Origin of the sequence: Geobacillus sp. CX412 (assembly GCF_027942335.1) — a bacterium.
GTDB lineage: Bacteria > Bacillota > Bacilli > Bacillales > Anoxybacillaceae > Parageobacillus_B > Parageobacillus_B toebii.
In genome coordinates, this window is sequence record NZ_CP103461.1 from 1,039,967 (window position 1) to 1,065,747 (window position 25,781).

A 25,781-nucleotide genomic window follows, 5' to 3' on the forward strand; every position below is an offset into this window, starting at 1 on the left:
GCAAATCAGTCATACATCGAAGAATATTTCATACAATCTACTAAGAGGGTCAACTACCCAACGGCTAAAGCCGTGGGCTTGCAGCTAGCCTAATTGGCTGCCGCGTTCGGCTGGTTGACAGCAGCCCTGCGGATGTTTTCCGCAGCCACGTTGTCGGCAGGGGCAGCGTACCCACAAGCTCGACAACAAAACTGATCCCTTGACGGTCTGTTTTCTTTGGCCACATGTCCGCAAACCGGACAGGTGCGGGAAGTATTTTTTGGATGAACCAATACCACCGGCACGCCAGCGATCGCCGCTTTATACTCAATAAACTTTCTCAACTGATAAAAAGACCAAGAAGAGTGTTGACGACGCTGTTGCTTTTTAACCGTTTTCTCGGTGCGTTGGCGGATGCCCTTTAAATCTTCAAGGGCAATGCCGCATCCGAGTGCCTTTGCCTTTTCAACAATCTTCTTGCTAATGCAGTGGTTCACATCACGGGCAAATAGTTTTTCCTTCTTGGAACGCTTTTTCAGCAGGCGTTTCGCTGACTTGGTGCCTTTCTTTTGGAGTTTGGCGCGAAGTTTCGCATGGCGGCGGCGCAGCCCGTTGACCTTCGAGCCGGAAAATACCTCACCGGTGCTATCGACGGCGATATTCATGATGCCAAGGTCCACACCGATAAATCCGTTTTCGGAATTGGGCTGGCCTTCGGGAACGTCCACCACGAGCAGTAAATAAAAAATACCGTTTTGAAGGACTAAATCGGCTTGACCCCGAACACGGTTGCCGCACAGCAAACCTTGATGGTAGCGGCTAATGACCATAGGGATTTCCATTCTTCCTTGCAAGGTAAGTATGGAAGCATACTCTAACCCTTTAAAGGACAGGATTCTTTCATCATACACGATGGCACCGGTTTCTTTAAAGTTATGCAAGGTTTTTTTATCCAAACGATAGCTTTCCGACACTTTGCCGATGGCACGAACGGTCATTTGGGCAGAGAGGCCAAATTTTTCCCTGACGTCATAGTAGCAAAGCCGCTGGATTTTCGTTTTGGAAAAGGTTCTGGAGCGAAAAGCAATCTCGCTAATATAGTTGCATGCTTGGTTAAACCGTTTCATTGTTTCCAGCAGCGCATGAAACTGTTCAAGAGTTGGCACTAATTTAATCTTGAGAGTGCAGAGCATTCTTGATTCACCTACCTTTCTAAATCCAGTGTACTTATATTGAACGAAAAATTCAATATATACTAAAAATATAAACCCCGCCTTCCTCCCACAGCTAAAGCAGTGGGAGGAAGGCGGATGTTCTCGTGATAGGGGGAAGAAAAAGATGAGAAGACATCCGGTAAAATCAATGATCGCTGTACATATGCGCGAGCATGCTCCTGTGTATTTATTTGTGATTGTGCTATTTTTAATGGGAGTGATTTTTGGAGCGATTGTTGTCAACAGTTTAAACTTTAGCCAGAAACAAGATTTATACTACTATTTAACGCAATTTTTTGGACAAGTATCAAAAGGAAATATTGCAAGCGCCCACGATATGTTTCAACAAAGTTATTTTCATAATTTAAAATATGTCGCTTTAATGTGGGTGCTGGGCATTTCAATTATAGGATTGCCTATTATTTTAATTTTGCTATTTTTAAAAGGAGTTGTTGTCGGATTTACTGTCGGATTTTTGGTGAACCAAATGGGATGGCAAGGGTTTTTATTATCTTTTGTGTCTGTAATGCCGCAAAATTTGATTATCATTCCAGCTTTTGTAATCATGGGAGTGATTTCTGTTTCCTTTTCATTGCAAATGGTGCGCAATCAATTTATGAAACGGGGACATGAACCAATTTTTCCGATGATTATGCGCTATACGATGGCGATGATGTTGATTAGTGTGAGTCTGCTCGTTTCCTCATCCCTAGAGGCATACGTATCACCGTTATTTATGAAACAAGTAATCGAGATGGTCGGACATAAATAATTATTTCTATTATATAATAACCATTTTTGTTCTTTTATAATAATAATTTTATTTTGATACTTCCCTCTTTCTTTTGTTATAATGGTAGTTGAATGACGTGGGAGGGAATAAAAGATGGAAGATCGAGTCGACCGAATTAAAAAGCAATTGCATACCGCCGGTTATAAATTAACACCGCAGCGGGAAGCAACAGTACGTGTCTTGTTAGAACATGAGGAAGATCATTTAAGCGCAGAAGACGTCTACCTCCTCGTTAAAGAAAAATCTCCAGAAATCGGATTAGCTACTGTATATCGTACACTCGAGCTGTTAACCGAACTAAAAATTGTCGATAAAATCAATTTTGGGGATGGTGTATCTCGCTACGATCTGCGCAAAGAAGGAGCAGCTCACTTTCATCATCATTTAGTTTGTATTGAATGTGGGTCAGTAGCGGAAATTCAAGAAGATTTATTAGAGGAAGTAGAAGAAATTGTGGAACGAGACTGGAAGTTTAAAATTAAAGACCATCGCCTAACGTTTCATGGCATTTGTTATCGTTGCCAACAAAAACATGAGGAAGAACAAAATAAAAAGTAAAAAACCTTTTCCGATGGGAAAGGTTTTTTTATGGTATAAAAGAAAAAAAACATGGCATATCCTCATAGTAAGCATGATTGGAAATGAGGAGGAACGGCCATGAAAACGATATGGCAGATGATAAAAGTATTTCTTTTATTTACGGGTTGTACAATTTTATTTTATTATAGTCTTATATGGTTCAATCGAGAATACGATAATTACCACCGTTATGATGAACCACAAGGATCAGCGGTGAAAGTTTCAGCCGTCGAAAACTCGACATTGGAATGGATGGATCGACTATTATTTTTCTATCGCAATGGGGAGTAGAGAAATGTTGGAATATGAATTGAAAGATTTTCTGCATTATTTGACAGTAGAGCGAAATTTGGCAAAAAATACGATTATTTCTTATGAAAGAGATTTAAAAAAGTATGCGCATTATTTGCGCCACGTCGAGCAAATTCAATCGTGGAATGACGTGACGCGCCTTCATATTATGCAATTTTTAAAGTTTTTAAAGGAAAAAGGAAACTCTCCAAAGACGATTGCGCGCCATATTGCATCGATCCGTTCGTTTCATCAATTTCTTCTTCGTGAAAAAGTAGCGGAACAAGACCCATCGGTGCATATCGAATCGCCGCAAATGGAGCGGACGTTGCCAAAAGTGCTGTCGCTCGAAGAAGTCGAGGCGCTCTTAGAAGCGCCGAAAACGAATACACCAATCGGCGTTCGCGATAAAGCGATGCTAGAATTATTGTACGCGACCGGAATGCGTGTCAGCGAGCTTGTGAACTTAAATCTTTCCGATGTGCATTTGACAATGGGGTTTGTCCGCTGTTACGGGAAAGGGAAGAAGGAGCGCATCGTGCCGGTCGGCAGCATGGCGTTAAACGCATTAAAAGTATATCTTGAAACCGCGCGTCCGAAGCTAATCAACTCGAAAAAAAGGACAACCGATGCATTATTTTTAAACCATCATGGCGAACGTTTGACACGGCAAGGTTTTTGGAAGATTTTGAAGAAACTCGCGAAAGAAGCAAACATCGAAAAAGAGCTGACACCGCATACACTAAGGCATTCATTCGCCACCCATCTCCTTGAAAATGGCGCCGATTTGCGCGCCGTGCAGGAATTATTAGGCCATGCCGATATTTCAACAACGCAAATTTATACGCACGTTACGAAAACGCGTTTAAAAGATGTGTATAAGCAATACCATCCACGTGCATAGCTTTCTGTTGCTTGCAAGAAACACCCGCTTGTGGCGAGCGGGTGTTTTGTTTTGACAATTTTCGATTTATAACAATAGATTTGTATATTATCCTAGAGATTTTTTGCACGATTGGATTTGGATGTCTCCTCATCTCTGTTTCTCATTGTGCTCTTTTCTGTTTTTTTATTGCGCATAATTATGAAAACGTTTTATAATATGGTTGTCAGACTTCTGACCAATATAATGTTGATGTGTGAATAAGTGTTTTGGGAATGATAAAAAAGATAGATCATTTGATGAAGACAGGAGGCATAATAATGGGTTATACATACAAACGGGTATTTTTAATTGTCATGGACTCTGTCGGCATTGGAGAAGCGCCAGATGCCGAAAAGTATAATGATAAAGGTGCGGATACGCTTGGACATATTGCTGAGTATCGCGGCGGATTGCATATGCCAAACATGGCGAAGCTCGGCTTAAGCAACATTCGCGAAATTAAAGGCATTCCGAAAGCGGAAAAACCGCTAGCCTATTACACAAAAATGCAAGAGGCATCCGCCGGAAAAGATACGATGACGGGTCACTGGGAAATTATGGGACTCCATATTGACAAACCGTTCCAAGTGTTCCCAAATGGTTTCCCAAAAGAATTGATTGACGAATTGGAAAAACGAACGGGCCGAAAAGTTATCGGAAACAAACCGGCAAGCGGTACGGCGATTATTGAAGAGCTTGGCAAAGAGCATATGGAAACAGGAGCCATCATCGTTTATACTTCGGCGGACTCCGTATTGCAAATCGCTGCTCACGAAGAAATTGTTCCGCTTGAAGAGCTGTATAACATTTGTAAAATTGCCCGTGAATTAACTCTTGATGAAAAATATATGGTCGGCCGTGTCATCGCGCGTCCGTTCATCGGCACGCCGGGCAATTTCAAACGTACAGCGAACCGGCATGATTATGCGTTAAAACCGTTCGGGCGCACAGTAATGAATGAATTAAAGGACGCGGGATATGAAGTGATCGCGATCGGAAAAATTTCCGATATTTACGATAATGAAGGAGTTACGCAATCGCTGCGGACAAAATCGAATATGGATGGCATGGATAAATTAGTCGACACGCTGAAAATGGACTTTACGGGGTTAAGCTTTGTAAATCTCGTTGACTTTGACGCAATGTATGGCCACCGCCGCGATCCAAAAGGATACGGGGATGCGCTCGAAGAGTTTGACGCTCGTCTGTCCGACGTGTTTCCGCTTTTGAAAGATAATGACTTGCTCATTATTACAGCGGACCATGGAAATGATCCGGTCCATCACGGTACGGATCATACGCGTGAATATGTGCCGCTTCTTGTCTATAGTCCAAGCATGGACGGCGGAAAAGAGCTGCCGCTTCGTAAAACATTTGCCGATGTTGGCGCAACCATTGCAGAAAACTTTCAAGTGAACATGCCGCAACACGGAACAAGCTTTTTAGCAGATTTGAAATAGGAGGATGGAATCATGAATAAACAGGCGATTGAAAAAGCAGCTCGTTATTTGCAAGAAAAATTTCCGACACCGCCTCGCATTGGTTTAATTCTTGGATCGGGTCTTGGCGTGCTCGCTGATGAAATCGAACAAGCGGTAAAAATTCCGTACGAGCAAATTCCAGAGTTTCCTGTGTCCACTGTGGAAGGACACGCCGGACGGCTTGTTTATGGCCAGCTTGAAGGTGCGACGGTTGTCGCCATGCAAGGCCGTTTTCACTACTATGAAGGATACCGCTTGGATCAAGTGACATTCCCGGTCCGTGTGATGAAAGCGCTCGGCGTCAAAGAGCTAATCGTAACGAACGCGGCAGGAGGGGTGAATGAACGGTTTCAGCCGGGGGATTTAATGATTATTACGGACCATATCAATAACATGGGCACTAACCCATTAATCGGTCCGAATGACCCTGAGCTTGGTGTCCGCTTCCCGGATATGACAGAAGCTTATAGCAAGCGGCTGCGCAGCATTGCAAAAGAGGTAGCGGCGAAGCTTCACATTCCGATTCAAGAGGGAGTTTATGTAGCGAATACCGGTCCTTCTTATGAAACGCCAGCGGAAATCCGGATGATTCGCGCGATTGGCGGTGATGCGGTCGGCATGTCGACCGTGCCGGAAGTGATTGTTGCACGCCATGCACAAATGGAAGTATTGGGTATTTCCTGCATTTCCAATATGGCGGCAGGGATTTTAGATCAGCCGCTTACGCACGATGAGGTCATAGAAACGACGGAAAAAGTAAAGGCAAACTTTTTGCGGTTAGTCAAAGCGATTGTCGCCGAAATGGCAAAAAAATGAAAAAAGGTGATATTGTATGAGAATGGTGGATTTAATCGCCAAAAAAAGGGATGGCCACGCTCTTACAAAAGAGGAAATTGAATTTATCATTCGCGGCTATACAAACGGGGATATTCCGGATTATCAAATGAGCGCATTTGCGATGGCGGTGTTTTTCCGCGGCATGACCGAAGAAGAAACGGCGGCGCTGACGATGGCGATGGTTCATTCGGGAGATGTCATTGATTTATCGAAAATCGAAGGAATTAAAGTCGATAAACACTCAACCGGCGGTGTCGGAGATACGACAACGCTGGTGTTAGGTCCGCTTGTCGCTTCCGTCGGTGTGCCGGTCGCGAAAATGTCGGGCCGCGGCCTCGGCCATACAGGCGGGACGATTGATAAATTAGAATCAGTTCCTGGTTTTCATGTAGAAATCGATAATGACCAATTTATTGAGCTCGTTAATAAAAATAAAATCGCGATTATCGGACAGACAGGAAATTTAACGCCGGCCGATAAAAAGCTGTATGCGCTCCGCGACGTCACAGCAACAGTAAACAGCATTCCGCTCATCGCTTCATCGATTATGAGCAAAAAAATTGCCGCTGGCGCGGATGCTATTGTTTTAGATGTAAAAACAGGCGCTGGTGCATTTATGAAAGATTTGGAAGGGGCAAAACAACTCGCAACAGCAATGGTTGAAATCGGCAAGCGCGTCGGCCGGAAAACGATGGCGGTTATTTCCGATATGAGTCAGCCGCTCGGATACGCGGTTGGCAACGCGCTAGAAGTGAAAGAAGCGATTGATACGCTCAAAGGAAAAGGTCCAGAAGATTTACAAGAGTTATGTTTGACGCTTGGAAGCTATATGGTATATTTAGCGGAAAAAGCATCTTCATTAGAGGAAGCGAGAGAGTTATTGGAAAATTCGATTCAAGAAGGAAAAGCGCTAGAAACGTTTAAAGTGTTTCTCGAAGCGCAAGGCGGCGATGCATCGGTCGTAGATGATCCATCGAAACTGCCGCAAGCAAAATATCAATGGGAGTTGGAAGCGCCGGAAGATGGATATGTCGCCGAAATTGTCGCCGACGAAGTCGGAACAGCCGCGATGCTGCTTGGAGCAGGACGGGCGACAAAAGAATCGACCATCGATCTCTCTGTCGGTCTCGTTTTGCGTAAAAAAGTCGGCGATGCGGTGAAAAAAGGGGAATCGCTTGTTACGATTTACAGCAATACGGAAAATATCGAAGAAGTGAAACAAAAACTTGCTAAAAGCATCCGAATCTCCCAAATTCCTGTTGCCAAACCAACGCTCATATATGAAACGATTTCATAAAAGGAGGCTGTGATCAGCCTCCATTTTTTTTGGACAAAATCTGCTGAAATTCATTGCTTCTATTGTATAAAAATATCTTATTTGGAAAAAATGGCATGTATAAAGAATGGAGGTTTGGGAGATGAAGAAGCTATTTATTCGCTTACTTCTTTTTGCGTCTATTTTCATATTGCCAATTTCCGCAAACATCCATGCGGAAGAAAACAAGACAAACACACGAGGGATTCAGCTTGCCAATGATGCAAAATCGGCTATTTTGATTGAACGGGATACCGGAACTGTCTTGTATGAAAAAAACGCCCATAAAAAGTTGCCGCCGGCTAGTATGACAAAAATTATGACAATGCTTCTCATTATGGAAGCGATTGATAAGGGAGAGCTTTCTTATAAGGAAAAAGTGCGGGCGAGCGAATATGCCGCATCCATGGGTGGATCGCAAATCTTTTTAGAGCCTGGGGAAGAAATGACGGTGGATGAACTATTGCGTGGAATTGCAATCGGTTCAGGCAATGATGCGTCAGTCGCCATGGCCGAACGAATCGCGGGATCTGAAGAAGCTTTTGTCGAGATGATGAACAAGAAAGCGAAAGAACTTGGCTTGAAAAACACTTCGTTTCAAAATTCGACAGGGTTGCCTGCCGAAGGACATTATAGCAGCGCGTATGACATGGCGATGATGGCGCGAGAATTGCTTAAATATGAAGATATTACGAAGTATACCGGAATATATGAAGATTATTTGCGAGAAAACACGGATAAAAAGTTTTGGCTTGTCAATACAAACCGGCTTGTGAAATTTTATCCAGGAGTGGATGGGTTAAAAACAGGATTCACAAGCGAAGCGAAATACTGCTTAACCGCGACGGCGAAAAAGAATGGCATGCGCGTCATTGCTGTCGTATTTGGGGCATCGACGCCAAAGGATCGCAATGCGCAAATTACGAAAATGCTCGATTATGCGTTTAGTCAATACAAAACACATCCAGTTTATAAACGGAACGAAATCATTGCTCGTGTCAATGTAAGTAAAGGAAAGAAAAAAGCGATTGCTCTTGTTACATCAGAGCCAATCTCTGTATTAACGAAAAAAGGACAATCTATCGATCAAATAGAAAAAGTGATCCAAACAAAAGAAAACGTAAAAGCGCCAATTAAAAAAGGAGACGAGCTTGGTGTACTGATTTTAAAACAAGATGGAAAAGAACTGCTGCGGAGTCCAATTGTTGCGAAAGAAAATGTAGCAGAAGCAAGCTGGTGGGATTTATTTAAACGGACGTTGCAAAATTTTACGAAATCCGCATAAACATTGTCAGCTTTTGTAGTAGGTTTTCTACATTTAGCGAATCGACACTAGTTTTGTCATCAAGCAGGATTTTTATCGGAATGTAGCGAAACTTCTCCCTATCCGAAATGAACAAGGGGGAAAACGCTGTGAGTCTGATGATGGACTTTGAAGTAAAACAAGACGTATTAATCATTCGACTTTCAGGAGAGCTTGACCATCATACAGCCGAAGAACTTCGGGAAAAAGTAACGGATACGATGGAAAGAGAGTCGATTCGCCATATTGTGTTTAATTTAGAACATTTGACGTTTATGGATAGCTCCGGACTTGGAGTGATTTTAGGACGTTATAAACAAATCAAAAACCTTGGCGGAGAAATGATTGTATGCTCCATTTCTCCAACGGTAAAACGCCTGTTTGAAATGTCTGGGCTGTTTAAAATTATTCGTTTAGAAAACAATGAACAATTCGCATTAGAGACATTGGGGGTGGCATAATGCGAAACGAAATGCACCTCCAATTCTCCGCACTTAGCCAAAATGAATCGTTTGCCCGCGTTACGGTCGCTGCGTTTGTGGCACAGCTTGATCCGACAATGGATGAACTAACGGAAATCAAAACCGTTGTCTCTGAAGCGGTGACCAACGCGATTATTCACGGATATAATAACGATCCAAACGGAATCGTATACATTTCCGTTGTGATTGAAGACGGAGTCGTACATTTAACCATTAAAGATGAAGGGGTTGGCATTGCCAATATTGAAGAGGCGCGCCAGCCATTGTTTACAACAAAGCCAGAATTAGAGCGATCTGGAATGGGATTTACCATCATGGAAAACTTTATGGATGAAGTCGTCGTGCAGTCGGAAGTGAACAAAGGCACAACCGTTTATTTGAAGAAATATATAACGAAGAGCAAAGCCTTATGTAACTAAGGGAGACATGCCTATGGATGTCGATGTCAAGCAAGATCAGACGCCAATAAAAGATCACGAAATGAAGGAGCTTATTCGCCGCAGCCAAGAAGGCGACCAAGAGGCGCGCGATGAAATTATTGAAAAAAACATGCGCCTCGTTTGGTCGGTCGTCCAGCGCTTTTTAAACCGCGGCTACGAGCCGGACGATTTATTTCAAATTGGCTGTATCGGCTTGTTAAAGTCCGTCGATAAGTTTGATTTATCGTATGATGTTAAATTTTCCACATATGCCGTACCGATGATTATCGGCGAAATCCAGCGGTTTATTCGCGATGATGGAACGGTAAAAGTGAGCCGTTCTTTAAAAGAAATGGGCAATAAATCCGAAAAGCGAAAGATGAGCTCTCGAAAAAACAGGGACGAGCACCAACAGTTACGGAAATTGCTGATTATTTGGAGATTTCTCCGGAGGATGTAGTGCTTGCCCAAGAGGCGATCCGTTCGCCTGCTTCCATTCACGAAACAGTGTACGAAAACGATGGCGATCCGATCACACTTCTTGATCAAATCGCTGATTCGGATGAAGTATCATGGTTTGATAAAATCGCGTTAAAAAAAGCGATCGAAGAACTAGACGAACGAGAACGGCTCATTGTATATTTACGCTATTATAAAGATCAAACACAATCAGAAGTGGCATCTAGATTAGGCATCTCTCAAGTGCAAGTGTCCCGGCTTGAAAAAAAGATTTTACAGCAAATAAAGGAGAGAATGGATGGGTAGACATCCATTCTTTTTTATTTTTATGAAATTGCTGGTAAACATTGTATCATCGTATGATTCCTTTTTTGCTCCAACATACTAAAGAAAAGCAATATGCTTCGCCTTTTTACACATATGAAAAAACTACAAGGTTAAGGTGTGAGGCAGATGGAAAAAACCGTCTTTATTAAGCTCCGGCATCGTGTTCAAGTGAAGCCGGGAGATGTTGTTACGATTGGCGATGTTGCGCAAATCATCGCAAATGATCGCGATGTAGCGGAGCAATTAAAAATAATTCCGCTATATAAAATTCAACCGAGTGATAAAAATATCGTCATTATTGATGTGATGAAAGTAATGCAAGCAATGATGGAAAGGGTTGGTTCATTAGATGTGCAAACAGTTGGACCATCGCAAACCATTATTGAAGTCGTTTATCAAAAGCGGCGTTTTTCCACTCCTTATTTTCTGCTTATATGGCTGTTGCTTTTCGTCGGATCCGCAATGGCCATTATGAATTTTCATGAAGATGTCAGCATGCAAGAAGTGCATCAACGTCTTTATGAGATGATGACCGGAAAAAAAATCGATAAGCCTTTGTTGCTGCAAATTCCTTATTCACTCGGATTAGGGATCGGAATGATTTTGTTTTTTAATCATGTGTTCCGCAAGCGAATTAATGAGGAGCCCAGCCCTCTTGAAGTCGAGATGTTTAATTATCAACAATCGTTAGATCAATACGTCATTTTACATGAAAACAAAGAGAGTATGAGAAAAATTGATGACGATTGAGATTTTAACCGTTATATTTGTCGGCTTCGCGGGAGGGCTCGCTGTTGGAACAGGATTTGTAGCGTTTTTAGTCGTTCTTGGCGTTATTCCCCGCTTAACGCAATTAACAAAAACGATGAAGCGGATTCGTGCTTATGAATGGAGCGCAGTAACTGGCGCGGTGGCAGGAGGATGGCTGAGCATGCGCCACTCTGTTTTATATATATCAAAATATTGGCTGATTCCAATTGGCTTACTGCATGGGGTATTTATCGGAATGCTCGCCGCCGCGCTGACGGAAGTGCTTAACGTATGGCCGATTTTAGCGAAACGCATTGGCGTTGATGATAAAATTGTCATTTTATTGATGGCGATCGTATTTGGAAAAATAGCTGGTTCGTTATTTCAATGGATCTATTTTGTTGATTATTTGCGATAAGGGGGAGAGAAAAACATGAATTTAAAAAAAAATTATCGCCAAGCGGTGAAAGCATTCCAGCCTAAACCCCCATATGTGTTTAACAGCTTAAAAGCGTTTGTTGTCGGCGGCGCGCTTTGTGCGATGACCGAGCTGTTCGCAAATTGGTACAGCCGTTTTCTGTCTATGCCGTTGCTTTCTGCTCAGCAGCTGGCGGTGATGACAATGATGTTTTTGGCGATTGTCCTCACGGGGGCGGGAAAGTATGACGATTTTAGTCAATTTGCGGGTGCAGGCGCTACTATACCGATGACTGGCTTCGCGAATGCGTTAGCAAGTGCCGCGCTCGAGCATCGAAGTGAAGGATGGACGGCGGGAATTGCCAGCCAAATGTTTAAATCAGGCGGTGCGGCGATTGTTTATGGCATTGTCGTTGCTTATCTACTTGGAATTTTATATTACATCATGTTTTAAGAAGAAAGAGGGATTTCCCATGAAGCTCGTTGGAAAGCAAACGTGGGTGTTCGAACATGATATTTACATTCAGGAAACTGGAACGGCAGTAGGACCGTTGGAAGCGGAAGGTCCGCTTCGAGCCAGCTTTGATATTACGCACGATGACTTATATTGTGGGGCAAAGACGTGGGAGTTGGCAGAGCGGCGTTTAATGCAAGAGGCGATTGTCGTTTGCTTGCAAAAAGGAAATATTTCATTCAACGATATCGACATTTTCCTTGCCGGAGATTTGCTGAATCAAAACGTCACTGCCAACTATGTCGCCCAAACGATTCCCACTCCGTTTTTAGGTATGTTTGGAGCTTGTTCTACTTCCATGCAGACAGTAGCTGTCGGCGCTGCGTTAATTGACGGCGGGTTTGCTGAAACAGTATTAGCGGCAACAAGTAGTCATAATGCCACGGCAGAACGGCAATTTCGTTATCCGACCGAATTGGGAGTACAAAAACCGGAAACAGCAACGTTTACTGTGACAGGTGCGGGAGCATTGGTCATGGGACGGAAAAGGGGAAGATGGCGCATTACTGCTGCTACAATCGGAAAAGTGATTGATGAGGGAATGACGAATCCTTTAGATATGGGATCGGCGATGGCACCGGCCGCCGCAAGCACGATTGAACAACATTTTATTGATTTAGGCGTTTCTCCCGAAGATTATGACTTAATTGTAACAGGGGATTTATCAAGAGTAGGAAGCGTTATTGTTAGACAGCTGCTTGCTGAATCAGGCTATGATGTAACGAGCAATTATAACGACTGTGGTTTAATGATTTACTGGCCGGATCAAAAAGTATTTGCCGGAGGCAGCGGATGTGCTTGCTGCGCGGTAGTAACATACGGGCATTTATTGAAAGAAATGGAACGCGGCGCGTTTCAAAAAATTTTCGTTGTCGCAACAGGAGCTCTATTTAGCCCAACGATGATGCAGCAAAAACAGTCGATTCCAGCTATTGCGCATGGTGTTGTGATTGAAGCGGCAAAGGGGGAATCATGATGGATTATGTAATGGCATTCATTGTTGGAGGAGCGATTTGTGCCATTGCCCAATCTTTAATGGATATTGGAAAGATTTCGCAAATAAAAATGATGAGCTTGCTTGTTGCGGTTGGCGCCATTTTGGGAATCAGCGGAATTTACGATCGACTTATTGCGATTGCCGGGGCAGGCGCTTCTCTTCCTATTACCGGTTTCGGTTATTTTCTCATTAAAGGGGTATTGGTACAAAAAGAGTCAAACGGATGGCTGGCCATTGGTGCAGGGATGTTTCAATTTGCCGGCGCCATTTTGTCATTTACCATTGTACTTTCATTTTTTACCGCTCTTATATGTAGGCCGAAAGGGTAATCGATTATGAAAAAAAGGCGAGTCATATTAGTAACAGACGGCGATGAGTTTGCATGCCGGACAATTCAATATATTGCTGAACAAATCGGGGGACGATGCATTTCTCGCTCCCATGGCAATCCGACAAAACTAACCGGTGAAGAACTCGTTGAACTTATTTTACAAACACCGTATGATCCCGTATTCGTCATGTTTGATGATTGCGGAGCCATTGGCGAGGGAGTGGGCGAGCAAGCGCTGAAATATGTGGCAACGCATGAACAAATTGAAGTATTAGGAGCGATTGCCGTTGCTTCCAATACTCATAAACATGAATGGACCAAAGTGCATATAAGCATCGATCGTGACGGAAACATGACGGAATATGGAGTGGATAAAGAGGGAATTCGCGAGCTAGAAATAAGCCGTATTAATGGAGATACTGTATATTGTTTAGACCAATTAAATATTCCTGTTATTGTTGGAATCGGTGATATTGGAAAAATGGGATATCGCGATCATATTAAGTACGGATCACCAATTACACGACAAGCAGTGGAGTTAATCCTTGAAAGGAGTGAGTATCGTGACAGCCAACACCAATAAAGTTCCCATTTCGGAAAAGCTCGTCGACAATGAAAAATTTTTTAAGGAGAAAATTGGAGTTGGAACTAGTTTTGATTTAGGGGTAAGGAAAATTCATGTATTAAATAGGGAAGTACATATTTATTATTGCACCGGCTTATGTGATACGCAATTTTTAATTGAGCTATTAAAACAAATTGTCCGTATTAATGACAACGAACGGCAGACGGCACAGGCAAAGCAAATTATCGAAAACCGCCTCGTTCATCAACAAGTAAGCACTGTCAATAATTTAGATGAGGCTGTTGATCGGTTGTTATCAGGGTTAATCATCATTTTAATTGAAGGAGAATCGACGGGGTTTATCGTTGATGTACGAAGCTATCCGGGGCGGCAGCCGGAAGAGCCAGATACGGAAAAAGTGGTGCGCGGGGCGCGTGATGGTTATGTAGAAAATATTATCATCAATACGGCGCTAACGCGGCGCCGCATTCGTGATGAGCGGCTTCGTTTTGAGATTTTACAAGTAGGGGAACGTTCAAAAACAGATATTTGTATTGCTTACATTAAAGATGTCGCCGATCCAGGGCTTGTTGAACTTGTAAAAAAAGAACTTCAACAAATTAATATCGATGGACTGACAATGGGAGATAAACAATAGAGGAATTTTTAGTGAAGCAAGGATATAATCCGTATCCGCTCGTCCGTTATACCGAGCGTCCAGACGTTGCTGCCACTCATTTGCTTGAAGGACATGTATTAATTATGGTAGATACGTCACCAAGCGTGATTATAACTCCTACTACGTTTTTTCATCATGTGCAACATGCCGAAGAATATCGGCAATCTCCAGCGGTCGGGACATTTGTACGCTGGGTGCGCTTTTTAGGCATTTTGACATCACTATTTTTATTGCCGCTTTGGGTGCTGTTCGTACTGGAACCATCTTTGTTGCCGGATAAATGGGCGTTTATCGGGCCAAACAAACAGACGAATATCCCAGTTATCATACAAGTTTTAATAGCCGACTTTGGAATTGAGTTTCTCCGCATGGCAGCGATTCATACCCCAACGCCGCTTTCTACCGCAATGGGCTTAATTGCCGCGGTGTTAATCGGAGAAATTGCGATCAATGTCGGATTGTTTGTCCCGGAGGTAATTTTATATATTTCTGTTTCCGCCATCGGTTCGTTTGCGACACCAAGCTATGAGTTGAGCATTGCGAATAAAATATCACGATTGTTTCTTGTCATTGCGGTGGCATTGTTTAAAGTGCCAGGGCTTGTGATCGGCACAACGGTTTATTTGCTTCTGCTGATTCGAATTCGTTCATTAAACACGCCGTACTTATGGCCGTTTATTCCGTTTGATCCGGCCGCATTTATGCAAATTATCGTCCGTCGTTCTGTAGCGGGAGCAAAAGTAAGACCGAGCATCGTCCATCCGCAAAACCGCCGCAGGCAACCATCATAAATTTGCAAAAAGCCGCTCAAAGGACCGATTATTATTGGCTCATCAACACGCTTAGAAGTTGCAACTTTTTATAATTATGATACTTTATACGTAATCTTTTTTCTTCAAAAGACAGTTATACCTCATGCTAACTGTCTTTTTTTGCTTTCTGCATGCATAAATTAATGCGGTTTGATAATTTTTATTTTGCGGGAATGAGGGGTTCGTATGTTTTTTCATGGAACAAGCCGTGTCAATGACAAGGGGCATTTAGAAATTGGCGGTGTCGATACCGTTGATTTAGCGAAAGAATATGGAACACCATTGTATATTTATGATGTGGCACTCATTCGTGAGCGTGCGCGGGGGTTTAAAGAAGCGTTTCAAAAACATGGCATCAAAGCACAAGTTGCCTATGCAAGCAAGGCATTTTCTTCCATTGCGATGGTTCAGTTAGCAGAAGAAGAAGGATTATCGTTGGATGTAGTGTCAGGAGGAGAGCTGTATACAGCATTGCAAGCGGGATTTCCGCCAGAACGCATCCATTTTCATGGAAATAATAAAAGTCGCGACGAATTAATGATGGCCCTTGACCATGGAGTCGGATGCATTGTTGTCGATAACTTTTACGAACTGGAATTGTTGGAACAACTAAGCAAGCAGTACGAAAAAAAACGGCGATTTTACTAAGAGTCACCCCTGGTGTGGAGGCGCATACGCACGATTATATTTTAACCGGTCAGGAAGATTCAAAATTTGGGTTTGATTTGAACAATGGCCAAGCAGATGAAGCGCTGCAAAAAGCGCTATCTTCCCCGCATTTTTCCGTAATGGGAATTCACTGCCATATCGGTTCGCAAATTTTCGAAACGACAGGATTTGTGTTGGCGGCACAAAAAATTTTCCAAAAAATTGGTCAGTGGAAGGAAACGTACGGATTTATTCCAACGGTTGTCAATCTTGGCGGTGGATTTGGCATTCGCTATACGAGTGATGACGACCCGATTCCTGTCTCGGAATACGTTGACCAAATTGTAGAGGAAGTAAAAAAACAAGCAAGCGAAAAAAATATTCCAATGCCAGAAATCTGGATTGAGCCGGGACGCTCCCTTGTCGGCGATGCGGGAACGACGATTTATTCGATCGGTTCGCGCAAAGATGTGCCGAATGTCCGTCATTACGTTGCGGTAGACGGAGGGATGAGCGACAATATCCGCCCGGCGCTATATGATGCGAAGTATGAAGCGGTGTTAGCGAATCGAGTGTTGGACGAAAAAAATGAGATTGTCGCCATCGCCGGGAAGTGTTGTGAATCAGGAGATATGCTTATTTGGGATTTGCCGCTGCCAAAAGCATCCCCTGGCGATTATTTAGCCGTTTTTTGCACTGGGGCGTATGGCTATTCGATGGCGAACAACTATAACCGCATTCCACGTCCAGCTGTCGTGTTTGTGGAAAATGGAGAAGCACAACTCGTTGTTAAACGGGAAACGTATGAAGATTTAGTGCGGCTTGATGTACCGCTTAAAACAAAAGTGAATAAGTAAGTTTGCAAATAAAAAGCGCCCAAAAAACGTTTGGGCGCTTCCTTATTGATTGTTTTGCGGCTCGGAAGAAGTAAACGCTGATTTAATGGCGTTCCAAATTTCTTTTAAAATGTCGATAATGTTTTGAATAAATGTTTTTCCTTCTTCTGATTGAAGGAACGTGGATAATTTATCTTTCGCTTTGCTTAATTGATCATTGACTTGATTCCAATCGATATTAGCGTTTTTCATTTTATTGAATAACGAAATTAAACTGTTTATTTCATCTTCCGTTAACGTAATTCCGAGGTCTTTTGCGATTTTTTCAATAAGCGCGCGCAAATCGGCATCCGTTTGCGGCGGATTATTTGCGATTTCTTCTTTAATTTTCGCAAGAAGGGCAACCGCTTTATCCGTTCCGATAGATTCCCCAAGTTTTGCGGTTTTGACCATTTCCTCCGTAGCCACTTTTTTTACATCCTCAGGAATGACTTGATCGGAAGAGACTTCGTATGCCTTCATTAATCCGGTTAACGCAGCCGTACCGGACACTGCAAACGGAGCAGTGACATAAATTTTCGCATCTTTCACTCCCGCTGTAATCAGGGCGTTTGTGTACATTTCTTCTGTTACCCATGTGATATTATGAGTTTCTACGTCCAACCCAGAGCCTTTCGCACCGATCGTAATCATCGATGAGGAGATTGCTCTCGTTCCGATTTGCGCTTTTGGAATAAGACCATCGAGATATTATGTTTTCGCAGAAAAACGCAAAGATACTTTGGGCGCTTCATTTATTTTTTGCGGCTCTGATGACGTGATTAATGCGTTAAATTTCTTTTAAAATGTCACTAATGCTTTCGACAAATTTTCTCTTGCATGAGGAAATGTGATAAGTACTTGCCGGATCCATTACATTCTTGTTCCAATGATATACCTTTCTATATACCTTTTCAAAACGAAATAATGTTATATTCTTTCCTTAGTAAACCAGATGTTATAGTCGATTTTTTCCAATAGGCAAGCCGTGCTGCACGTTTGGCGATTATTGCGATTTCTTCTTAATTTGCAAGAGGCCCGCGTTTTCTTCCGATAGCATCCCACGTTGTCGGCGGTGTACCATTTACTCGACCAATTTTTACCCTTCGAAGCTGTTGTCTAGGCCATGTCCGCATAACCGGTAACGGGAGATTTTTCGGATAACCAAACGGAGCAGGACTAAAGTTTCCGCTTTACTACGTAATAGGCTTTTGTCATTCTTCTGTAAAAAACCAGAAGAGTTTGAGTTCGTTGTCTTTTAACCTTTTTCGCACGTCGATCCCTTGAGAATTTCTCGTTCCAGTTTGCGCTTCGGAGTAAGCCTCGATTTAATTTCTTCCGCTATGCAACGTTAATCCGGTGCATTGTGAGTCCTTCTGACCTTTTTCAGCAGCTTTATTGTGCTTTGTGTTTTCTTTTAGATTTTCGGCCAAGTTTCCATCGCGCGCGCCCGTTGCCTTGCGAGGCGGAAAATAATCACGCGATGCAAGCAGACCTAATTCTGATGCCAAGGTCCCACCTTCGTTTAGATTGTCTGCCATTCGGGAACGTACCACACTGTAATTAGAAAATACGTTGAATGGACTAAATCGGCTGATCCTGAAAACGGTTGCTGTCTACAGCAAAAACGATGTTTAAGGAAATGGGAAAAGAATTTCAGTTTCTATTTCCAAGGTGAGGCCGATTACTCAACTTTCAAAGATTAGATTGTTTACTAACGGTTGCGCACCGGTTCTTAATTCCAGGTTTTTTTATCCAAAGAGTGCCTATGCACGAACGGGATGGGCTTACGAACGGTAATCTGTCACAGACGCATAAGCATGTGTCCGGTGCGATCGTATGGTCAGCAGCCTGATACAGGAGTTGCTTTTTAAGGTTCTGAGCGAAACGCACTCGCTAAATAGTGCTGGTACACCGTTTATGGTTTAAAGTACACGGGATGGAATGTTCAATAAGTTGATTGATTCTGAAGAAGTCAAAGCTTCTTGATTCACATGAATAAAGCTTAATTTATTAAGAAATTTTCAAATTAAACAACATCTCGAACGCCTGCCTCAAGAAAGCGGGTAAAAGGTATTTTTTCTTTTATAGGACAAGTTGTATGGGGATTATATTTTTCTTTTTAGTGCGATATATTAAACATCGTTTAATGCATCGTTTTTTGCAATCTAATAATGAAAACGCTTTTGTGTGATAATTCACATTTATTTTCATCCTCGGGAAGGAAATTTCCGAGTGCGTGATGAATGATCAACTTCCATGTCGTCTCGGGCAGGTGAAATAGCACCGCGTGATGAGTGGTCAATCTACCGGAGCCGTATAGGCACGATCCGGTGCAATTCCGGAGCCGACAGTATAGTCTGGATGGGAGAAGGATCACAAGATGCACATGGCCGTACTATATTAGATAAGGAGCGGTTTCGTTTGTCGCAACTCCGCTTTCCAAAATATAGAACGCGATATTTAGCGGGGATAGCTATGTGGAGTAGCGAATAAATGGCGTTTTCGCAATATGTGAGTTATTTTTTCCATATTTCAACAAAGAAAGCTGTCTAAGTTATTTTTTGGATAACGTGTCTTTGTATGAATTGTGGCTAAAAACAGACATATTCTTTCACACAACTGAAAAACTTGCTTCCCCGCTTATATAATGCCGTTTTTTAGTACGCAAAAATGTAATCATTGTGATTCTGCATAATCCTGCCCTAGGACTTTGGACCTAGGGTTTTCTTTATGCCAAAAAAGGAGGCAGCGCCATGCGAAACGATGAACAGTATATGCGCCTAGCAATCGAAATCGCCAAAGCAGGAATTGGACAAACGTCTCCTAATCCGGTTGTCGGCGCTGTTGTGGTGAAAGATGGAGAAATTGTCGGATTTGGCGCCCATTTGAAAGCAGGGGAGCCGCACGCGGAGGTACATGCCATCCGTATGGCGGGAGAAAAAGCGAAAGGATCTACCGTTTATGTAACGCTGGAGCCGTGCAGTCATTATGGGAAAACGCCCCCTTGCGCCGATTTATTAGTGGAAACAGGTGTTCAATGCGTTGTCATTGCGACGACAGATCCGAACCCGCTCGTAGCCGGTAAAGGCATCGAAAAACTAAGAGTGCGGGAATTGACGTGAAGCTTGGGGTGCTGAAAGAGGAAGCGGATGAGTTAAACCGCGTGTTTTTCCACTACATTGCGCAAAACGCCGTTTGTGACGCTAAAATATGCAAGCAGTCTTGATGGAAAAATTGCAACGACAACCGGAGAAAGCAAATGGATTACATCCGAAGCGGCCCGGGAAGATGTGCATCGCTATCGGGCGGTGCATGATGCGATTCTTGTTGGGGTAAACACCGTTATTGCGGATAATCCAAGTTTAACCGTAAGGCTTCCCGAAGGTGGAAAAAATCCGATACGCATCGTTTTAGATACGCATTTGCGCACGCCGCTTGATGCAAACATTCTCAATGATGGCCAAGCGGAAACGTGGATTGTTGTCGGCAGTGAAATCAGCGTTGAAAAAAGGAAGCGGTATGAGAAAGAAAATGTACAAATTATTTCCATGAAAAAGCCGCATATTGATATAGATGAATTGCTGCGCGTACTTGGTGAGAAACGAATTACTTCCCTTTTTGTTGAAGGCGGATCACACGTGCATGATAGTTTCGTGCGCGCCAAGGCAGTTAATGAAATCGTCGCATACTTTGCTCCGAAGATCATTGGCGGAAAACAAGCGCCAACGCCAATAGGGGGAATTGGTTTTGCCGGCATGGCTGACGTTATGCAGCTAGAAATTCGGCGAGTAGAGACGATCGGGCCAGATATAAAAATCGTCGCAATACCAAAATAAAAGGGTGAGTACACGATGTTTACAGGAATTATTGAGGAAGTCGGTACGATCGAGCAAATGAGACAGTCAGGCGAAGCGATTGTGATGACGATTGGAGCAAAAAAAGTTTTAGAAGACGTTCATCTTGGGGACAGCATCGCGGTCAACGGAGTTTGTTTGACCGTAACGTCGTTTACGGACCGATCGTTTACCGTTGATGTGATGCCGGAAACGGTAAGAGCCACATCGCTGCGCACGTTAACAAAAGGTTCGAAAGTGAATTTAGAACGGGCGATGGCAGCAAACGGCCGTTTTGGCGGTCACTTCGTTTCCGGACATGTCGACGGCATCGGTGAAATCATTCGTAAATGGCCATCGGCGAATGCGGTGTATTATGAAATTAAAATCCCGCAGGAATTGCGGAAATATATGATTTTAAAAGGGTCTGTCGCTGTCGATGGAACGAGTTTAACGATCTTCGGACTCACCGATGACACGTTTACGATTTCACTCATTCCGCATACGCGCACGGAAACGATTTTAGGCGATAAACAGCCAGGAGATATTGTCAATATCGAATGTGATGTCATCGGAAAATATGTTGCCCAGTTCATGGAAGGAAAAAAAGAAGAACCGAAGTCGGCGATTACGCTTGAATTTTTAGAACGGCACGGTTTTAAGTAAGCAATAAAGGAGGAGCTGACGATGTTTGACACGATTGAAGAAGCGATTTATGAATTGATGCAAGGGAAAGTCATTATTGTATGTGATGACGAGGATCGTGAAAACGAAGGAGATTTTGTCGCATTGGCGGAAAAAGCGACCCCAGAAGTGATTAATTTTATGATTAAATACGGCCGCGGCCTTGTTTGCGTTCCGATTACGGAAGAATTAGCCGATAAGCTTGATTTAGCCCCAATGGTCAATCATAATACGGATTCTCATGGCACTGCTTTTACGGTTAGCATTGATTATAAATCAACGACAACAGGCATTAGCGCTTATGAACGTTCGATGACGATTCAAGCGCTGTTAGATCCCAATGCGAAAGCGAGCGATTTTAAACGTCCTGGGCACGTTTTTCCACTTGTGGCGAAAAAAGGAGGCGTATTGCGGCGCGCCGGCCATACGGAAGCGGCGGTCGATTTAGCGCGATTATGTGGCGCAAAGCCGGCCGGTGTGATTTGCGAAATCATTAAAGAGGATGGCACGATGGCGCGTGTTTCGGATTTAAGAAAAATCGCTGATGAATTTGATTTGAAAATGATCACGATTAAAGATTTAATCGAGTATCGGAGCCGAAAAGAAAAATTAGTGAAACGCGAAGTAGAAGTGATGCTTCCAACAGAGTTTGGCAAGTTTAAAGCAATTGGCTATACAAATATTGTTGATGGAAAAGAGCATGTTGCTTTAGTCAAAGGCGAAATCATTCCAGATGAACCAATCCTTGTTCGGGTTCATTCCGAATGCTTAACAGGCGATGTGTTTGGCTCCTGCCGTTGTGATTGCGGACCGCAGCTTCATGCGGCGCTCCGCCAAATTGAAGAAGAAGGCCGCGGCGTTTTATTATATATGCGTCAAGAAGGCCGCGGCATCGGGTTAATCAACAAATTGCGCGCGTATAAGCTGCAAGAGCAAGGCTATGATACGGTGGAAGCAAATGAAAGGCTTGGATTCCCTGCCGATTTGCGTGACTATGGGATTGGCGCGCAAATTTTAAAAGATCTCGGCGTGACGAAAATGCGACTATTGACAAATAATCCGCGGAAAATCACTGGATTAAAAGGACACGGCCTTGAAGTCGTCGAGCGTGTTCCACTGCAAATGCCGGCGAACAAGGAAAATGAAAAATACTTGCGGACGAAGTATGAAAAATTAGGACATATGTTGCATTTTTAAAAAACATGTTCGCCATTTTTGCTTTTTTGTATTATGATGAATACGGTGGGCGGAAAAGATAGGAGGATTTGCGATGAAAGTAATGGAAGGAAATTTAGTCGGTACAGGATTAAAAATTGCCATTGTCATTTCCCGTTTTAATGAATTTATTACGAGCAAGTTATTATCTGGCGCCATGGATGGCCTCAAACGGCACGGGGTCAATGAAAACGATGTGACAGTAGCATGGGTGCCAGGAGCGTTTGAAATTCCGCTTATAGCGAAAAAATTAGCCGAATCGAGGCAATATGATGCCGTCATTGCGCTTGGCGCGGTCATTCGCGGGGCGACAAGCCATTACGATTACGTATGCAATGAAGTAGCAAAAGGGGTTTCCCACGCAGCTTTATCAACGGGAACACCGGTTATATTTGGAGTATTAACGACAGATACGATTGAGCAAGCGATTGAACGCGCCGGAACGAAGGCGGGAAATAAAGGATGGGAAGCTGCGGTAAGCGCCATTGAGATGGCAAATCTTCTTCGCACGTTTGCTTAATTGGAGTAAAAATGCATGAAAGAGTTCACAATATAACTAAGAACGTTTATAATACGTAATGAGAAAATGACGGAAGCACTTTTCTATTTTGGAAAAGTCTTTGTCGGTAATGAGGGAGTTTTTATGCTGATTCGTTATCGAAAAAACTATGAAAAAATTGCCATGGGTCTTCTGTCGTTCATGCCGACAGAAAAAGACTTAAAAAAACTGCAGCAAACGATCAAACAGTACGAAACAAACGATGATTGGCAACTGTTTTTATGGAAAGAGAACGATGATATTATTGGCATTATCGGAGTGCTGTTGCGAGACGAAGACGTTGTCGAAATTCAACATATTAGTGTAAATCCTTCGCACCGTCATCAAGGTATTGGAAAACAAATGGTAAAGGCGTTAAAGGATATGTATCCTAATCATCGACTGCAGGCAAATGAATTTACCGCGTCTTTTTTGGATAAATGTGAGTTTTAACGAAAGAGCTGCCGTTTATTGGTTTGGCAGCTCTTTACTCTTTTTCTTTTCCTCTCGTGCCGCGATCACATCTGAGCGATCGCGCAATTTATGTTTGTGAATTAAAAATACATCACTCATATCGCTTGCTTTTCCCCAAGAAAGCCCGCGCTCATCGCATATCGCTTGACACATTTTCCGCAATGTTTCATCGCAAACAGGCAGCTCGATGCTTTTATAAGCCTCGTTTTGTGCTATACGTTCGATATAATGTTCCAGCTGTTTGGCAAGCCGCTGTTCATCTAACCCTAACTCGCGAACCGCTTTTTGTTCTTTTGTAAAAGTGATAGCGCTTTTCGCATCATACGCAGCGCCCCCTGACCGTTGCCGCGGCGATGATGGTACAGCGCTACGGCAATTTGAATAAGCACGACCCATACTTTTTTGTAACCGTCTTTTTTCCAATGTTCTTCTAATATTTCATGACATTCAAAATAATCACGGTCTGTATGAAAATGAATTAAATAGCGGATATAAGCGTCAGGATACATCGTTTCACAACCTTTCTATTGTTGTATCCGTATTGTATCAATTGTATCATATTAGACGTGAAAAATTTGCTTGGACAATGTTAGATGATCGTCTATACTTAACGATAGCGTAATGAAAATGGTGGGATGAACGTGCAATATAATGTGAAAATTGATGCGTTTGAAGGTCCACTCGACCTTTTGTTGCATTTAATTAATCGTTACGAAATCGATATTTATGATATTCCTGTTGCGCAAATTACCGAGCAATATATGGCATATATTCATGCGATGCAAGAATTGCAGCTGGATATCGCAAGTGAATATTTGGTGATGGCGGCAACGCTTTTGGCGATCAAAAGCAAAATGTTGCTGCCAAAACATGAAGAAGAAATATTGGATGAAGGCGTGGAGCTGCCTGAAAGCGATCCGCGTGAAGAATTAATGCAGCGGTTGTTAGAATACAAAAAATTTAAAGAAGCGGCGCAAGCATTGAAAAAGAAGGAAGAAGAGCGAGCGCTTTTATTTACAAAGCCGCCGAGCGATTTAAGTATGTATGCAGACGAAAAAGAAATGATGAAGCGGCCGCTCGATGTAAATGTTTACGATATGCTTGGCGCGCTGTCAAAACTATTGCGCCGCAAAAAATTGCAAAAACCGCTTCACACGAAAGTTACCCGTCAAGACATTTCGATCGAAAAGAGGATGGAGGAAATTTTGGAGGAGCTGAGGCGTACAAAAACGAGAAAAAATTTTTATGATTTATTTCCATATTATGACCGTGGACACATTGTGGTGACATTTTTAGCGATTTTAGAATTAATGAAAAAAAATGCGATTATTATTGAGCAAGAGCGAAATTTTGCCGATATTTTCATCTCTAGCAACGAAAGGATGGAACAACATGGAGATGAATGAATATAAAGCGATTGTCGAAGGACTGCTATTTGCTGCAGGTGATGAGGGATTGTCGCTTCAGCAAATTGCCGCCGTCTTAGAAATTGAAGAAGAACAAGCACAGGCGATCATTCATATGCTGAAAGAGGAGTATGAACAGCAAAAGCGCGGCATTCAGCTTATTGAATTAGCAGGAGTATTTCAACTGGCGACAAAAAAAGAACATGCCCCATATTTAAAAAAGCTTGTTGAATCGCCAAGTTCGACTTCGTTGTCGCAAGCGGCGTTAGAAACATTGGCGATTATCGCTTACCGCCAACCGATTACAAGAGCGGAAATTGAAGAAATTCGAGGGGTGAAAAGCGATAAACCGATACAAACGCTAATTGCCAAAGCGCTTATAAAGGAAGTCGGGCGTGCGGAAGGAACGGGGCGCCCGATTTTATATGGCACGACGAAGGAGTTTCTTGACTACTTCGGTTTGAAAACGTTGGAGGAACTGCCTCCGCTTCCGGAATTACAGGGAGATGATGAGGTGGAGAAAGAAGCTGATTTGTTTTTCGAAAAATTTGAAGAAAATTTTAACGAATCAACATGAGTATGATAAGATAGGAATAACTTTATATTTTCGTTTTTTTGGCATGATAAGGGGGCTTG

Annotated in this window: 24 protein-coding genes and 6 pseudogenes; 26 read left to right on the forward strand and 4 right to left on the reverse strand. The window is 42.9% G+C overall.

The window, feature by feature from the left end; translation table 11 throughout:
- Positions 1 to 89 precede the first annotated feature (89 nt).
- Positions 90 to 1,172, reverse strand: a complete 1,083-nt coding sequence (locus NXM86_RS05395) for an RNA-guided endonuclease InsQ/TnpB family protein (protein ID WP_012749248.1) — start codon at positions 1,170 to 1,172, stop codon at positions 90 to 92.
- A gap of 145 nt (positions 1,173 to 1,317) precedes the next feature.
- Between NXM86_RS05395 and spoIIM the strand changes: the two genes are divergently transcribed.
- From spoIIM to lysA, 19 genes and pseudogenes are all read left to right on the forward strand, one after another.
- Complete coding sequence (spoIIM, locus tag NXM86_RS05400) at positions 1,318 to 1,965, forward strand: stage II sporulation protein M (protein ID WP_015864388.1); 648 nt, start codon at positions 1,318 to 1,320, stop codon at positions 1,963 to 1,965.
- 114 nt (positions 1,966 to 2,079) lie between these two features.
- Positions 2,080 to 2,544, forward strand: coding sequence for a ferric iron uptake transcriptional regulator (gene fur / locus NXM86_RS05405; RefSeq protein ID WP_015864387.1), 465 nt, complete (start codon positions 2,080 to 2,082; stop codon positions 2,542 to 2,544).
- Positions 2,545 to 2,643: 99 nt separating this feature from the next.
- Positions 2,644 to 2,856 (forward strand): YqzK family protein, encoded by a 213-nt coding sequence (locus NXM86_RS05410; protein ID WP_015864386.1) that lies wholly within the window; start codon positions 2,644 to 2,646, stop codon positions 2,854 to 2,856.
- 7 nt (positions 2,857 to 2,863) lie between these two features.
- Positions 2,864 to 3,760, forward strand: coding sequence for a site-specific tyrosine recombinase XerD (gene xerD, locus NXM86_RS05415; RefSeq protein ID WP_041269934.1), 897 nt, complete (start codon positions 2,864 to 2,866; stop codon positions 3,758 to 3,760).
- Positions 3,761 to 4,059: 299 nt separating this feature from the next.
- Entirely contained in the window at positions 4,060 to 5,241 is a 1,182-nt protein-coding gene (gene deoB, locus NXM86_RS05420) for a phosphopentomutase (RefSeq protein ID WP_498958713.1), read from the forward strand.
- A gap of 12 nt (positions 5,242 to 5,253) precedes the next feature.
- Positions 5,254 to 6,078, forward strand: a complete 825-nt coding sequence (locus NXM86_RS05425; protein WP_498958714.1) for a purine-nucleoside phosphorylase — start codon at positions 5,254 to 5,256, stop codon at positions 6,076 to 6,078.
- A gap of 16 nt (positions 6,079 to 6,094) precedes the next feature.
- A complete protein-coding gene (locus tag NXM86_RS05430) occupies positions 6,095 to 7,396 on the forward strand; it encodes a pyrimidine-nucleoside phosphorylase (protein ID WP_498958716.1) in 1,302 nt (433 codons plus the stop codon).
- 121 nt (positions 7,397 to 7,517) lie between these two features.
- A complete protein-coding gene (locus tag NXM86_RS05435) occupies positions 7,518 to 8,699 on the forward strand; it encodes a D-alanyl-D-alanine carboxypeptidase family protein (RefSeq protein WP_062752816.1) in 1,182 nt (393 codons plus the stop codon).
- Between the two features lie 137 nt (positions 8,700 to 8,836).
- Complete coding sequence (spoIIAA, locus tag NXM86_RS05440) at positions 8,837 to 9,178, forward strand: anti-sigma F factor antagonist (protein WP_373467274.1); 342 nt, start codon at positions 8,837 to 8,839, stop codon at positions 9,176 to 9,178.
- Positions 9,178 to 9,618: an anti-sigma F factor gene (gene spoIIAB / locus NXM86_RS05445; protein WP_015864379.1), complete on the forward strand. Its 441-nt coding sequence runs from the start codon at positions 9,178 to 9,180 to the stop codon at positions 9,616 to 9,618. The genes spoIIAA and spoIIAB overlap by 1 nt, the downstream gene beginning before the upstream one ends.
- A gap of 13 nt (positions 9,619 to 9,631) precedes the next feature.
- Positions 9,632 to 10,383 (forward strand): annotated as a pseudogene (gene sigF / locus NXM86_RS05450) (RNA polymerase sporulation sigma factor SigF).
- A gap of 147 nt (positions 10,384 to 10,530) precedes the next feature.
- A complete protein-coding gene (locus NXM86_RS05455; RefSeq protein ID WP_015864377.1) occupies positions 10,531 to 11,154 on the forward strand; it encodes a stage V sporulation protein AA in 624 nt (207 codons plus the stop codon).
- Positions 11,144 to 11,572 carry a stage V sporulation protein AB gene (locus NXM86_RS05460; RefSeq protein ID WP_089097886.1) on the forward strand — a complete coding sequence of 143 codons (429 nt, stop codon included), beginning with the start codon at positions 11,144 to 11,146 and terminating at the stop codon, positions 11,570 to 11,572. Before NXM86_RS05455 ends, NXM86_RS05460 begins: the two co-directional genes overlap by 11 nt.
- Before the next feature lie 15 nt (positions 11,573 to 11,587).
- A complete protein-coding gene (locus tag NXM86_RS05465; protein WP_062752814.1) occupies positions 11,588 to 12,025 on the forward strand; it encodes a SpoVA/SpoVAEb family sporulation membrane protein in 438 nt (145 codons plus the stop codon).
- Between the two features lie 19 nt (positions 12,026 to 12,044).
- Complete coding sequence (gene spoVAD / locus NXM86_RS05470) at positions 12,045 to 13,061, forward strand: stage V sporulation protein AD (protein WP_062752812.1); 1,017 nt, start codon at positions 12,045 to 12,047, stop codon at positions 13,059 to 13,061.
- On the forward strand, positions 13,061 to 13,411 hold the full coding sequence (locus NXM86_RS05475; RefSeq protein ID WP_081188202.1) for a SpoVA/SpoVAEb family sporulation membrane protein: 351 nt from the start codon (positions 13,061 to 13,063) through the stop codon (positions 13,409 to 13,411). Before spoVAD ends, NXM86_RS05475 begins: the two co-directional genes overlap by 1 nt.
- A 6-nt stretch (positions 13,412 to 13,417) precedes the next feature.
- Positions 13,418 to 13,996: a stage V sporulation protein SpoVABEA gene (spoVAEA, locus tag NXM86_RS05480; RefSeq protein WP_015864372.1), complete on the forward strand. Its 579-nt coding sequence runs from the start codon at positions 13,418 to 13,420 to the stop codon at positions 13,994 to 13,996.
- A pseudogene (locus NXM86_RS05485) lies at positions 13,977 to 15,448 on the forward strand (spore germination protein). Before spoVAEA ends, NXM86_RS05485 begins: the two are co-directional and overlap by 20 nt.
- 207 nt (positions 15,449 to 15,655) lie before the next feature.
- Positions 15,656 to 16,974, forward strand: a pseudogene (gene lysA / locus NXM86_RS05490) (diaminopimelate decarboxylase).
- 42 nt (positions 16,975 to 17,016) lie between these two features.
- Here lysA and NXM86_RS05495 read toward each other — a convergent pair.
- Together NXM86_RS05495 and NXM86_RS05500 are read right to left on the reverse strand one after the other, a co-directional pair.
- Positions 17,017 to 17,703, reverse strand: a pseudogene (locus NXM86_RS05495) (DUF1002 domain-containing protein); the annotation flags it as partial.
- 617 nt (positions 17,704 to 18,320) lie between these two features.
- Positions 18,321 to 18,503: a hypothetical protein gene (locus NXM86_RS05500; protein ID WP_498958717.1), complete on the reverse strand. Its 183-nt coding sequence runs from the start codon at positions 18,501 to 18,503 to the stop codon at positions 18,321 to 18,323.
- A 1,266-nt stretch (positions 18,504 to 19,769) separates the two neighbouring features.
- Here NXM86_RS05500 and ribD point away from each other — a divergent pair.
- The 5 genes and pseudogenes from ribD (at position 19,770) to NXM86_RS05525 (ending at position 23,718) form a co-directional block, all read left to right on the forward strand.
- Positions 19,770 to 20,831, forward strand: a pseudogene (gene ribD, locus NXM86_RS05505) (bifunctional diaminohydroxyphosphoribosylaminopyrimidine deaminase/5-amino-6-(5-phosphoribosylamino)uracil reductase RibD).
- Positions 20,832 to 20,846: 15 nt separating this feature from the next.
- Complete coding sequence (gene ribE / locus NXM86_RS05510; RefSeq protein WP_015864366.1) at positions 20,847 to 21,494, forward strand: riboflavin synthase; 648 nt, start codon at positions 20,847 to 20,849, stop codon at positions 21,492 to 21,494.
- Between the two features lie 21 nt (positions 21,495 to 21,515).
- A complete protein-coding gene (locus tag NXM86_RS05515) occupies positions 21,516 to 22,709 on the forward strand; it encodes a bifunctional 3,4-dihydroxy-2-butanone-4-phosphate synthase/GTP cyclohydrolase II (RefSeq protein ID WP_081188212.1) in 1,194 nt (397 codons plus the stop codon).
- A gap of 73 nt (positions 22,710 to 22,782) precedes the next feature.
- The gene (gene ribH, locus NXM86_RS05520; protein WP_015864364.1) at positions 22,783 to 23,247 is read left to right on the forward strand and encodes a 6,7-dimethyl-8-ribityllumazine synthase; all 465 of its coding nucleotides are present in this window, start codon (positions 22,783 to 22,785) and stop codon (positions 23,245 to 23,247) included.
- Positions 23,248 to 23,370: 123 nt separating this feature from the next.
- On the forward strand, positions 23,371 to 23,718 hold the full coding sequence (locus NXM86_RS05525) for a GNAT family N-acetyltransferase (RefSeq protein WP_062752802.1): 348 nt from the start codon (positions 23,371 to 23,373) through the stop codon (positions 23,716 to 23,718).
- 15 nt (positions 23,719 to 23,733) lie between these two features.
- Here the strand turns inward: NXM86_RS05525 and NXM86_RS05530 are convergent.
- Positions 23,734 to 24,248, reverse strand: a pseudogene (locus tag NXM86_RS05530) (DUF309 domain-containing protein).
- A gap of 126 nt (positions 24,249 to 24,374) precedes the next feature.
- On the opposite strand from NXM86_RS05530, the gene NXM86_RS05535 reads away from it, so the two are divergent.
- The gene (locus tag NXM86_RS05535) at positions 24,375 to 25,145 is read left to right on the forward strand and encodes a segregation/condensation protein A (RefSeq protein WP_041269704.1); all 771 of its coding nucleotides are present in this window, start codon (positions 24,375 to 24,377) and stop codon (positions 25,143 to 25,145) included.
- Positions 25,132 to 25,722 (forward strand): SMC-Scp complex subunit ScpB, encoded by a 591-nt coding sequence (scpB, locus tag NXM86_RS05540; protein ID WP_015864360.1) that lies wholly within the window; start codon positions 25,132 to 25,134, stop codon positions 25,720 to 25,722. The genes NXM86_RS05535 and scpB overlap by 14 nt, the downstream gene beginning before the upstream one ends.
- The last annotated feature ends 59 nt before the right edge of the window (positions 25,723 to 25,781 follow it).